Raw genomic sequence first — 13,065 nt, 5'->3', positions numbered from 1 at the left:
TTAAGCTCATCAATAAACACCTCACCTTTTCCGATTTATTGGTTTTCTTTCTATCCGTATTGTTCGGAATACAGATGATAAGATCGTATCTTGCAAGCGGATTCAGCGATATTGACAAGTTTTGAAGGTGCTCACCTTTCTTGCAAAGCTTGCTGTGACCATTCTTGGGCAGGTGTATTTATTTGACCAGCAGATGATGTCACCTTATTGCAATAATAGCCACCTTGACGGTATATGCCCAAAAGCACCATAATCGGTATACGATGGGGACGTGTCGGTACAAGGAAGAGCAGTTGCGGGAGGTCATCTATGAAGTCAAGCATATCGGGCAAAGTGATGCTCATCTATGGGATCGTTTTTATGGTTATCATAACGTTAACCTTCTGGCTGTCCTATAGGGGGACCGTCGGCCGGCTGGAGCGGGATTTGACGGATACGAATCTGGCGCTGCTCAAGCAGGTGGATCAGAAGATGGAGGCCGCCTTTCGGCAGACGGAGAAGGATTTGCTGACATTAACCGACCAGCTCGAGTTTGTCTACTTCATGTATAGCAGTTATACGGAGGACTCGCAGCGCTATACGAATTTTTACGGTCTTAATGAGAAGCTGAAGGCATTCATTAATTCCAACCCGAATTTCTCATCCATTTTCCTCTATTCAGAGGCCAGCGGGGACATTTTCACAGATAAAGCGTTCATGAAGGCGGCTTCCAGCGAGGAGAATTGGCTGAAAGCGTATATCGATATGCCGGAATATTTGAAATGGCTGACGACGCATCAGGTGTGGGACGGGTTCGGCAATCAGGATGTCGTCACGCTGGTGCGCTCCTATCCGACCATCAGCAGTCCGGGCTACCGGAAAGGGGTGGTCGCGGTCAATATAAAGGAAGAAGTGCTGTATAACATGGTGAAAGCCGTGTATGAGGATGGCAAGGTCGGACATCTGTTTGTGATCGATAAGGACGGGAACGTCGTTACGCACGATGATAAAACGCAGATTTACCGGAATATGCAGGAGCTCCCGTATATCAAAAACGCTTTATCCGTCAAGGGCGCAGGGGCCTTTACCGTCAGGCTGGACGGCGTCGATCAAACGGTGTTTCACCGCTACTCGGATTATACCGGCTGGACGATGATCAGCATCGTGCCGGAGGCGCAAATCTACAAGCCCCTGCAGGTGACGCGCAATCTGCTGCTCGTCTTTGCAGCGGCTATGCTGGCGCTTGCGCTGATCGTCGTCATCTATGTGAACCGGTGGACGTACAAGCCGCTGGATCGCCTGGTCGGGAAGGTGTCCGGGGCCTATAGATCGGGGCAGCCGAACAAGAGCGGGATGAAGGCGTTTGGTTTACGGGACCTGGAGCAGGTATTCGATCAGATGGTGCTGGACCAGGAGCATCTGGAGAGGCATGTGCGTGATTCCAAGCCGGTGCTGAAGTGGAAGATCATGATGGATATGCTGACCGGCTACCGAACGGACTATCAGTCCGTGCGCCATCATCTGGAATTCGTAGGCGTGAGGCTGTTTCCGGAGCGGTATCTGGTCTGCACAGCCGAAGTGAGCAAGGAGGGGGAGGCGATGACTCCCCGGGATGAAACGCTGTACACGTTCGCCTTCTGCAATGTGGCCGAAGAGCTGATCAACAGCGAATGCGCCGGAGCCGCCATCGATCTGGGAGGGGGCCGGGCCGCCGTTATTTTCAGCTTCGCGGAGGGCGATGCCGAGCAGAATCACCTTCGGACGCTGGCTATTCTGGAGATGATTCTCGATGTCATGAAGAAGCAGTTCCACCTGAATGTGACGGTGGGCGTCGGCCGCAGCTGCAAGGACGTGCTGCACATTCCTGTCTCCTACGACGAGTCCCGCAAGGCGCTTCATTATAAAATGGTGTTCGGCCACCATTCCGTCATCTCCATAGAAGACCTCCAGTCGCCGGACAGCCAGGACTACTACCGTCTGAACCGGATGGTGGAGCCGATTATGGAGGCGCTGAAGAGCGCCGATCCGGAGAAGCTGCGGCGCAGTCTGGGGGAGCTGTACCAGGCGGCGGTGGAAAGCAATCTGCCTCCGGACCTGCTGCGCCAGCTTTCCTTCGACATGATTATGAAGTCGCTGCAGGCGGCGGGAGCCATCGGAGTTGAGCCGGATGAATCGGTGGGGGCGCTGGACAGCATTTATGAGAAAATCAGCCGCTGCGAAAATTGGAAGGAAGCCGAGAAGCTGGTTTGGTCGGTGCTGGAAGAGCTGGCGGCTAAGATTGACGAAAAGCGCAGCCACCGCGGTAAAAATGAGACGGTGGAGAGGATGCTGACTTATATTCAGGAGCATTACCACGAAAGCGATCTGTCGCTGGACCGGTTGGCCGAGCAATTCCATCTGACCCCGACGTATATAAGCAAGCTGTTCAAAGAGTATACGGAGCATAATTTCATCGACCATCTGATCGATACCCGCATCGACGCCTCCAAGTCGCTGCTGCTCGACAAGGAGCGGAAGGTGAACGAAATATCGGAGGCAGTCGGCTACACGAACACAAGAAGCTTCCTGCGAACGTTCAAGAAATATACGGGCATGACCCCGACGGAGTACCGGGATAGGGCGGGCAGAGCCTGAGCCCTTTCCGGGTCATTGCGAACATAAAACTCCCCAAGCTTTAACCATAGAGGCACGGCGGCCGACAGCAGTCCGACCTCTATGAACTCTTCTTGACCTCCTCCAGCAACGACGCCCGGTTTCTTCCCTTTCATCAAATAAGCCCTGGTTGCCGGTATTCAATCCCCGAACTGATCTGATTATTTGCTCCCTGACCCATGTTGACTCGCTCTGCTGCGGCATTCCGCTCGAATCGCTGTCCATTGTCAGGCGTCACTCTAACAAAAGTGCATCAGTCTAAGAATGGTGACAGCCTCCTCTGCAAGAAATGACGCTGACCTCAAAACATGTCTATATCCATTTCCCGTACCAGACGATACGATCATATCGCCGGCAATGACACCGGGACTTGCATCAACGATAACGAAAGGGTGAACACAATGGAGGATAGGCTTGGTTTGGCGAAGCCCGCAGAGGTGAAGCCGCTTCATGCGAAGCCGTCGCGTTCGGCATTCCGGCAGCGCTTGAAGCGAGACAAACATTTATACTTGATGCTGCTGCCGGTCATCGGCTTTTATCTCTTATTCAAATACGCTCCGATGTTCGGCGAGATCATCGCCTTCAAGGATTACCGGTTTGCCGACGGCATATGGGGGAGCAAGTGGGTGGGCTTCAAGCATTTCGAAAGCTTGTTCCAGAGCTTGGATTTCTGGCGGGTGCTGCGGAACACGCTCTTGCTTAACGTCTATAGCCTGGTTTTCGGATTCCCCGTACCGATCCTGCTGGCCCTGCTGCTCAATGAGGTGCGGACCGAATGGTACAAGCGGACGGTGCAGAACCTGCTTTACCTGCCGCATTTTATATCATGGGCCGTTCTGGGCGGTATCTTTATCGCCATGCTGTCGCCAAGCACCGGGGTTGTCAATCTGCTGCTGACCAAGGTGTTCGGCATCGAGCCGGTCTACTTCATGGCCAGCTCGACATGGTGGCCGGTCGCATACACGCTGTCGGGGATCTGGCGGGAAGCCGGATGGGGCACGATTCTTTATCTGGCGGCGATGGCTTCCATCGATCCGCAGCTGTACGAGGCGGCGAAGATCGACGGGGCTTCCAAGCTGCGGCAAATCTGGCATATTACGCTGCCGGGCATTCGGGCCACGATCGCTATCCTGCTCGTGCTCCGCATGGGGCAGATGATGGACGTCGGACTGGAGCAGACGCTTGTGCTGCAGAATATGTCCGTGCTGGATGTGGCTGATGTCATCAGCACTTACGTATACCGGGTAGGTCTGCAAAATATGAGCTACAGCTACACCACGGCACTGGGACTGTTCCAATCGGCCGTAGGGCTGATATTGGTCCTTGGCGTGAATCGGCTGACCCGGGCCTTTGGCGAGAGGGGGTTGTGGTAACCGGTGAAAGCTAATCACGCAAACAGCTCTGCGATGGCCCGCATCGGGACGGCAGGCAACTACGCGTTCCTGGCGTTAACCTCGCTGATCGCGCTGTATCCGTTCTGGTATGAGGTCGTCTCCGCCTTCAGCAGCAGCCGGGCGATTACGGCGGGAGAGGTATTCTTGTGGCCGGTCGAGTTCAATGTGGAAGCGTTCAAGCGCTTATTGGAGGACGGCCAGCTCTTCATAGCGATGCGCAATACGGTGCTCGTTACCATTGTCGGCACGGCGCTGAATATGGTCGTAACGATTCTGGCGGCATACCCGCTGTCACGGCGCAGACTGATGGGACGCAGCGCCATCCTGATGTTTATTACATTTACCATGCTGTTCATTTCCGGGGTCATCCCAAACTTTATTCTGGTCAAATCGCTCGGGCTTATGGACACATATTGGGCTTTATGGCTGCCGTCGCTGATCAGCACTTATAACATGTTTGTCATGAAGACGTTCATGGAAGGCTTGCCCGAGGAGATCGAGGAGTCTGCGGCCATCGACGGCGCGGGGGACTGGCGAATATTGCTCCAGATTATTATGCCGCTCTGCAAGCCCATTCTCGCCGCTTTATCTCTGTTCTATGCCGTCGGCTGGTGGAACTCTTATTTCAATGTCCTGCTCTACATCACCCAGACGAAGCTGCAAACCTTGACGCTCAAGCTGTATCAGATGATCCAGCAGGTTGACCAAAGCCTGCTGAGCAGCGGAGCAGGGAGCGAAGGCGTAGCGGAAATTATGCTGACGCCGGAAGGCATCAAGGCGGCGGCGATCGTCATTGCCGTAACGCCGATTCTGGTCATCTACCCGTTCCTGCAGAAGCATTTTGTTAAAGGAGTCTTGATTGGCTCGGTCAAAGGCTGATATCATGGGGCAAACCGCCCTTGATATATATACCAGATTATAATATTTAAGGGGATGAATCGATTGAACATGTCCAAACAAGCCTGGAAGCCTGTGCTCGCGGCCGCTATGTCCTTAACCGTATTGGCCGCCTGCAGCCCGGCTGCGGCCCCGGAGGGAAACGGCGCGGCTTCGCCGCAAGGAGGCGCTACTTCGCCGGGAACGGCTGCGGCAGGTCCGAAGAAGGAAATCAGCATCTCGGTTTTTGACCGGGGGGAAGTGCCGGCTGAGGAAGGCAGCTACGAGAATAACCGCTGGACCAAATGGGTCAATGAAAACTCGCCGGCTACTGTAAAGTGGGTACCCATTCCGCGCAACCAAGCGCAGCAAAAGATAAGCACGCTGGTGGCGTCCGGAAGCGCGCCGGATCTGATCTGGGAGTATGACCGCAACTATATCGCCCAATTGGCGAATCAAGGCGCCATCCAGCCGATTGACAGCTACATTGAGAAGTACAGCACGACGCTGAAAAAATATATGGCGGAGCATCCGGAGCTGAAGGCGGCGACGACGATCGACGGCAAGCTGTACGCGGTTACCAGCAGCCGAAGCCTGGACGGGATCGCCAACCACGCCATGTGGATCCGCCAGGACTGGCTGGATAAGCTGGGCCTCAAAGCGCCGACGACAATCGAGGAGCTTATTGAAGTGGCCAAGAAGTTCAAAGACTCGGATCCGGATGGCAACGGCAAGGCCGACACGGTGCCGATCGTGTTCAACGGAAACGGGATAGGGATACTGAGGGCCTTATTCTCCGTCCATGAAAATCAATGGTTCCTAGAAGACGGCAAACTCAAATACGGCAGAACGCTGGATCGCTTCAAGGATTCCATTGCGTTCCAAAAATCGCTGTTCGATCAAGGACTGATCGACAAGGAGTACATCACGGATACGAATTTCCAGCGTTCCCGCCAGCTGTTGACAACCGGTAAAGCCGGTATCTACCTGGCTGCCTGGAATATTGAGAACGAGTATAAGGATCTGAAGAAAAATGTGCCGGATGCCAAACTGAATCCGCTCGAGCCGGTTGCCTCCCAATACGGCCGCAATGGCTTATATCAGGAGCTGCCTGCCAATATTCTGGTTACCTTCAACAGTCAGATGAAGGAGGACAAGATTGAAGCCGCCGTCAAATTCCTGGACTGGATGATGGAGACAGGCGATATGAAGATGAAATACGGCGAGGAGAATGTCCATTACAAGCTGGTGAATGGCGAGATTCCGCAGTATATAGATGCGGACAAATATCGCAAAGAGGTATTTTACGCACGCGAGTTTGCAGTTGTGAGCGACTTTGGCGTGAAGCCGGAGTGGTTCCCTACGATGGCTGCATCGGATGCCATTTCCCAGGAATACGCCAAGCTCAAAACCGAATCGCTGAACGTAGCGCTGAAAAACAAATATCGCCGGGATATCGCCTATAGTCCCGATCTGCCGGAAGTGAGCCAGCTGATCGCCACGTTCCAGCCGATCGCCACGCAGATTGAAGTGAAAGCAGTAACCGGCGGCAGCGCCAACACGCCTGAAGCGGCCATGGAGGAAGTACGCAAGGAATGGAAACGTCTTGGCGGCGAAAATGTCGAGAAGCTGGCCCAAGAGTGGTATGAGAAGAACAAGGAAACGATGACCGTTAAATAGCGCCGCCGCGCAAGGGTGCCCGGAAGGGCCGGACAGCCCTCGCCCGGGAGCCCTCGCGCTGCGTCCATGAGGAGGTAAGGCGGCATGAGCCGTGCGAAATCTGCGAATTCCAGAGAACTGCTGACGGAAAAGATGATGGCGCTCGATCTGTTCTACAACCCGGAGGTAAGCATGCTGCGGACGCCCTTCCACAGCCCGGGGTATCATACGACGCTGACGGCAGAGAGTCATCCCGCCGTGCACCGCACACATACGTCCCTGCAATATGCTCTTGGCTTGCTGGACACGGAGCTGCCGGAATACGAGCAGCGCGCCGCGGCTATTATCGAGCGTGTGCTGACCTTGCAGGACAGGGACCGGAACAATCCCACGTATGGAATCTGGCCGTGGTTCTATGAGGAACCGCTTGCTCGGATGGCCCCACCGGATTGGAACTGGGCGGATTTCTGCGGCAAGGAGCTGGTGCTGACGGTTATCCGCCACGGGCACAAGCTGCCGACCGGGCTGAAGGAGCAGGTCTGCGAATCCATTGGAGATGCCTGCGAGGCCATCCTAAAGCGGGATGTTGGCCCGCATTACACGAATATCGCCATTATGGGCGCTTTTGTGACGCTCATCGCCGGAGAGCTGCTTGGACGGAACGATTTCGCCGAATACGGCTTGCAGAGGCTGAAGAAGCTGAAGCTGTTTACCGATGAATTGGGGGCTTTTCAGGAATACAACAGCCCGGCCTATTCGACGATTGCTATCATAGAGCTTTCCAAGATTCGTACGTATTCGGTTAGTTCCGAAGCGAGAAATCTGGCTTCGTCGCTGCTGGATGTCGTGTGGCGCATGGCGGCCGAGCACTTCCACGCGGCGACGGGCCAGTGGTCGGGCCCCCACAGCCGCAGCTACAGCACTCTGCTGACTGCGAAGATCAAGTCGTTTTTGCAGACAGCCTCGGACGGCAAGCTGCACTTGCTTCCTGAAGCCGAGCTGGAGTTCGAGCCCGAATGGTACGAAAGCGGAATCAGCTGTCCGGAGCCGCTGCTGGAACTGTTCACCCGGGCGGAGAAAAGACAGCTGGAGCAGGTGTATTTCCGCCATAAGGAAACGGGCTTCGAGAAGACGGCGGACACGTACATGACACCGGAATATGCCATCGGCGCATTCCGGGAAGAGATCATGTGGAACCAGGTCCGCGGCTTCGTCGGCTATTTCGCCAATGGCGGCGAGACGACGTATCTGCACCTGCGTTGTCTGCACGACGGCTATGATTATTGCTCGGCGGTGCTCCATACGGTTCTGGACCGGAACCGGGCGCTGCTGGGTGTACGCTTTCTGACGAACGGAGGCGACACGCATCCGAACCTGGACCGGATCGACGGCTCGATCACGGCTGACGATTTCCGTCTTCGGATAGAGCTGGGCGGCTGTCTGGAGCGGGTTCAGGTCACCTCGGAGGGAGCGGCGGCGGAAGTATCCGTAGACGGCATGCATATCCGGTTCGAGCGGTTATTCGCTGCATTCGGGGCCGGACCTGCCTCTGGCTGGAGCTGGGAAATAAGCAGGGAAGGGGAGCGATACGGACTGGACCTGGTTATCCATACGGGCAGCAGGACTACGATAGATTTCAACGCGCTGGAGGAAGCGGCCTTCCTGTTCTCTTGCGTCATCGGCCAGGCGGCGGACACGGAGATTCAGGTCGTGAAGGAGGAGGGGCTGGTAAGAGCCCGTTATGCAGATTCAAGCGGCGAAGGGGCTGCGCGTGAGCTTGCTGTAGCTTTGAAGCCGGAGAGTGCGAGGAATTAACCGGGCCGAGTTGTATGTGATTCAAGCCCGTAGGAACCGTCCCAAATGTCAGACGCTATATAGTCAGGCTGCCTGTAGGGTGTGGATCCGGTATTGTACCGGACCCATGCCCTTTAGTTTCGCCTCCTTTACGCGCATACTCCCGACGCCGCGTCCCTGCTCTCCTTGAAGGGGACCGTCCGATCGGCCGTTGTATTTTTGTATGGCGTCGTTTATAATTTAACTGACCGTACGTTCAGTTTTCATCAAGGAGGTACAACCATGGCACGCCGCAAAGAAGAAGCTGAGCAATCCAAACGCCTGATTGCGACCAAGGCGAAGGAGCTGTTTTGCCAGAAAGGATACGCAGCCACGTCCATGGAAGATATCCGTACGGCGACGGGCATGAGCAAAGGAAGCATCTACTATCATTTTAAAAGCAAGGAAACGCTGTTTCTCTACTTGATTGAAGCCAACATGCAAGAGTGGCTGGATACATGGAAGGAGCTCGAGCTTTCGCTGCCGACATCGACCGATAAACTGTATCGGCTTGCACAGCATTACGTCGAGGATTTTCAAAATCCGCTGCTTAAAGCGGCGGAAGAGTTTGCCGGCAGCCGTTCCGCCGATCCGGTGATCATGGAGCAGCTGCTGATGTTGACGAAGTCGCACTATCCCGCTTTTATTAAGCTTCTTGAGGAAGGGATGCAAAACGGAGAATTTCAACGAGACAACACCGAGGATTTGATGTACATCTTGTTCGCTTTGATGAGTGGGCTCAGCGTCTCCTTCTACGACCTCCCCTACGAGAAGCTAGGGCCGCTGTACAAAAAGGCCATTGACGTATTCCTGGACGGCGTACGCCCGCCAAAGCCGCTCGCTTAACAGAACGATAAGCGCTGAACGGGCACTTAACACCAACGGACTCCTTGACGTCGCCACTCATCCATGCTTCACTGCATCCGTCGCTGGCTCCCGACGCCAGTCAATGCCGTCATGCTATCCTTCACTTGCTGCCGATCGCTGCCTCTTTTCGTCTGCGACTCGTTTAGCTGGTGATTTTCAGCTGTATAAACTGACCGGACGTTCAGTCTTTTATTGGGGTGCCGCTAAACTTTGTCCAACAGGAGGCTGCTTTTATGAAAGAATTATTTCAAAACCGAGTGTTCCGCGTCGTCATCGCAGCCGATCTGCTGCAGCAGATCGCGATATGGATTCGGAATATTGCGCTGTTATTTTACGTCATGGAGCAAACAAACAGCGATCCTGTCGCCGTGTCCATGCTGACGGTTATCGAGCAGGCGCCGATTTTTCTGTTCGCCTTCCTGGGCGGAACGCTCGCGGACCGCTGGAATCCTAAAAAGGTGCTCATGGCCAGCGATATGCTGAGCGCCGCTTCGATTGCCGTCATCATGCTGTTGATCGCAGGAGGCTACTGGAAAGCCGTCTTTGCGGCAACGCTTGTGTCCGCCGTCGTCAGCCAAGTCTCCCAGCCGGCTTCCGTCATCATTTTCAAAAAATACGTCCCTGAATCACAGGTACCTGCCGCCATAGGACTTAACCAAAGCATGATGTCCCTGTTCATGATCGTCGGGCCGATGATCGGAACGCTCGTCTATTCGTGGCTCGGCATCACGTATTCGCTGCTCTGCCTGTTCGCGCTCTTCGGCGCATCGGCGCTTGTTCAAATGCTGCTGCCCGAAATGTCAAAACCGGAGCGTGCCGCAAACAGCCGGATTTGGCAAGAGATGAAGGAAGGCTTCAGGTATGTGTGCGCAAGCCGCAACCTGCTGCTAATCGCCGGAGCGTTTTCACTGATCGGACTCGGCGTCGGCCTCATTCAGCCGCTGGACGTCTTCATAGTGACCGAGCGGCTGCAGCTTGACAAGGAAGCCCTGCAATGGTTTTACGCGATGTCCGGCACAGGCATGCTAATCGGCGGGCTGACCGCTTCAGCGACGGCCGAGCGGCTTAACACGAAACTGATACTGTTCGCGGGCATTGTCTTCTTAGCGGTATCAATGCTTGTCGAGGCGCTTTCCGTCTGGGTCGCCTTGACCGCTGCGATGCGTTTTCTCGTCGGTGTCATGATGGCGTTCATGCAGATCGTGCTTAGCATGCTGCTGATCAAACTGGTCGATGAGACTTATGTCGGGCGCGCAAACGGTGCGATTGCCCCCCTGATGATCGGCGGTATCCTAACAGGCTCGGCGTTGTCCGGCTTCGTGCTGAAATCGACGACGCTCATCGTCACGTTCGGCATAGCGTCCGCCATCGTTTTTGCTGCGGCTTGGTTGTGCCTCGGACTTAAAATCGATCCGAGAAGGCGGCCTGGGGCCGGACGGGAGGACGCCGTCCAAAGCCTCTAACCGCAACCTTAAAGACCTTTAAGGTTGGCCGCCATTCACGGCTTGCCGGTCCGCCCGCAACGCTTATTTCGTCGGCAGACTCACGGCCGAAAATGTCTCTTTCAGCTTGTAGTACGATTTCTTCAGCCGTTCGTGGGTCTGCGGGAATTCCCAGCCCCGCCACTCGTAGAGCGGCATGTCAGCGGCTTGAAGCACGCCGCCGCTTGCGGACGGCAGCGAATCGGCCACAGCAGCTCCTCCAGGTTGCTGGGCAGGGTTGTCAAGATCCGGCTTATAGGTGAGCACGGCAACGCGGAAGCCTGGCGTCTGCGCGCTTGCCCCGAGGCCGTTCAGCCTGATGTCTCCCGCCGCTTCATGCATGCTGGGATCTTTCATATGGAGCAGCTGCCAGGGAATGCGCAGCTCGACCACCGCATTCCTGGCGTTAACCGCCACATCCGCAAGGGAATCATATTGCGGGCTGTCCGGATCGGCATCGCCGAATCGAAGCGCGCCCGTTTCGTAGGATTCGAACGGAATGATCGCGTCGGCTCCCTGCCGGCTCGGTACGGTCAACTGCTTGTTCAGCGTCAGCAGCTGCTTATGGAATATTCCGTTGTTTTTCTTGTCCGCATAAGGAGCCTGTGGAATCATGTTCAGCATGCGGCCGTACTGCAGCTCGTGCAGGTCATAATAGCTGTCGACCCATATCCGGGAGGCGTCCGGTCCCTTCAAGTCGATGGCAAAATCGAAACCTGCATCGCTTGTCAGTTCGCCGCCCGGAAGCGACATTTGTCCTTGATCAGGCACGGTATCAAGCAGAATCGTCGCGTTTGTTTTTGTCCAGTCGAGCTCCTTGTCGCTCTTGCCGAGATCGAGGCGGAAGTAGACATACCGCTCATCGCTTGTCATATACAAACGGTCGATTCGTCTCTGAGCGTCGTAACCGTCTTGATACTCGTTAAGGGCTTTTATACCGTTTGCGCTTGAGGCGGCAGCGAGCGGCTTAATACCGGCCGTTTCCCAGTCCGCCGTTTTCCCGTCGACCTTCACGATAAGCTTCGAGGCTCCCGGGTCAAAGCTCATCAGGCCGAACATCTGCTCACTCGTCTGGACGTTCGACCAGAACGGACGCCGGTCGGGATTGTCGTAGTCCATGTTGTTCCAGGTTCGCTTGAACCACTCGTCCTGCCAGGAGAACACAAGCCCGCCGGCCATTCCTTCCTGGAAGATGTCTTCGAACAATCGGCTGTCGATGTCTCCTTGCTCCTCCTCGGATAAAAATCCCTGGTTCCAGCCGTTGACGTTGCGGTGCGTCAGTCCGCGCGATGCAGGGACGCCAAACTCCGCCACGACGACCGGCATCCGGTGCGCCTGCTTTAGATCCCTCAGATAACCGGCATAATTGTTCTTTTGTCCCCGATGATCGATAGCTGTTGTGTAAGTCGTATCGTAGTTCAGGAAGTCGGGATAGTACGGATAGACGTGGTAGGAAGCAAAGTACCCCGCTTTGAGCGACGGAGTCGGCCAGATCACGTTCGGATCGACAGATACGGCATCCTCGTTGGCGAGCGGCTCGGCCGGATGCCGCAGCAGATCGGTCGTCACCCAATTCGTAAAGCTGATGGGCCGCTGCCACTTGTAGGTTTCCGTTTCATACTTAACGGTATCGTCCATCGCTTTTGCCAGCCAAGTTTCGAAGGGGGACGCATTTTTCGTCCGGAAGTAGCTGCCTTCGAAGTCCGGCGCATTGACGTGCTTCGCGTTTGTGGAGATGACGATGTTCGGGTCCCATTCGACCCCGATGATCCAACCGAGCACATACGGGGCAATGTCCGCCTTGTATAAGCCGGAAGCATGACCGGGCCTCGCAGGAATATTGGCGTTCCCATGAATCACGTCGATGATGCGCCGCGTTTCTTCGGCGAATTCTTTTGAATTTTCTTCGGCAAACACATCCTTCGACTCGAGAAGCTTATCCTCGTTCATCCAAACGCCATGCAGCACATAGATGGGATGTGCCGCCTTCTTGTTGTATTCCTGCAACGCCTCGTAGAAAGCGGGCGGATGCAGCGTATAGATACGCACCACGTTCGCGTGCATGTCGCCGATATGCTGAAACCAGCGCGCATACTCCGCTTTCGTAATCGCCGCTTCTCCCGGAAAGTGTCCTGGTTTGGCGATGCCCATATTAACGCCCTTAAGCAGCAGATCTTGCGGCTCGCCCTTGCGGTACAGCTGTAAATATTGGCTTCCGACGTTCGCCGGAATCGTCAAGCCGTCCACGGTCACCGTCTCCGCCCGGTCGCGTGGCGCAAATATTCCGGATACCAGAACCATGGCAGCCCCTCCTATGAGCAGGA

General features: G+C 55.3%; 8 protein-coding genes. 7 read left to right on the top strand and 1 reads right to left on the bottom strand.

The genetic code is table 11. The features are described 5' to 3' along the window. Positions 1 to 309: 309 nt before the first annotated feature. The 7 genes from BLR08_RS16450 to BLR08_RS16420 all read left to right on the top strand — a co-directional run bounded on the left by BLR08_RS16450 (position 310) and on the right by BLR08_RS16420 (position 10,723). Entirely contained in the window at positions 310 to 2,613 is a 2,304-nt protein-coding gene (locus BLR08_RS16450) for a cache domain-containing protein (protein WP_072332735.1), read from the top strand. Positions 2,614 to 3,050: 437 nt separating this feature from the next. After that, positions 3,051 to 4,004: an ABC transporter permease gene (locus BLR08_RS16445; RefSeq protein ID WP_371117396.1), complete on the top strand. Its 954-nt coding sequence runs from the start codon at positions 3,051 to 3,053 to the stop codon at positions 4,002 to 4,004. 3 nt (positions 4,005 to 4,007) lie between these two features. Next, positions 4,008 to 4,904, top strand: coding sequence for a carbohydrate ABC transporter permease (locus BLR08_RS16440; protein WP_256257694.1), 897 nt, complete (start codon positions 4,008 to 4,010; stop codon positions 4,902 to 4,904). A gap of 69 nt (positions 4,905 to 4,973) precedes the next feature. Next, positions 4,974 to 6,581, top strand: coding sequence for an extracellular solute-binding protein (locus BLR08_RS16435; RefSeq protein ID WP_072332984.1), 1,608 nt, complete (start codon positions 4,974 to 4,976; stop codon positions 6,579 to 6,581). 84 nt (positions 6,582 to 6,665) lie between these two features. Further along, complete coding sequence (locus BLR08_RS16430; RefSeq protein ID WP_072332738.1) at positions 6,666 to 8,375, top strand: hypothetical protein; 1,710 nt, start codon at positions 6,666 to 6,668, stop codon at positions 8,373 to 8,375. A 261-nt stretch (positions 8,376 to 8,636) separates the two neighbouring features. Then, a complete protein-coding gene (locus BLR08_RS16425) occupies positions 8,637 to 9,239 on the top strand; it encodes a TetR/AcrR family transcriptional regulator (RefSeq protein ID WP_072332741.1) in 603 nt (200 codons plus the stop codon). Positions 9,240 to 9,493: 254 nt separating this feature from the next. After that, on the top strand, positions 9,494 to 10,723 hold the full coding sequence (locus BLR08_RS16420) for an MFS transporter (RefSeq protein WP_072332744.1): 1,230 nt from the start codon (positions 9,494 to 9,496) through the stop codon (positions 10,721 to 10,723). Between the two features lie 63 nt (positions 10,724 to 10,786). On the opposite strand, the gene BLR08_RS16415 is transcribed toward BLR08_RS16420, so the two are convergent. Next, a complete protein-coding gene (locus tag BLR08_RS16415) occupies positions 10,787 to 13,042 on the bottom strand; it encodes a hypothetical protein (protein ID WP_256257695.1) in 2,256 nt (751 codons plus the stop codon). Positions 13,043 to 13,065: the final 23 nt, after the last annotated feature.

The organism is Paenibacillus sp. cl123 (assembly GCF_900101595.1).
GTDB lineage: Bacteria > Bacillota > Bacilli > Paenibacillales > NBRC-103111 > Paenibacillus_G.
This window is presented reverse-complemented; position numbering and strand designations above follow the sequence as displayed.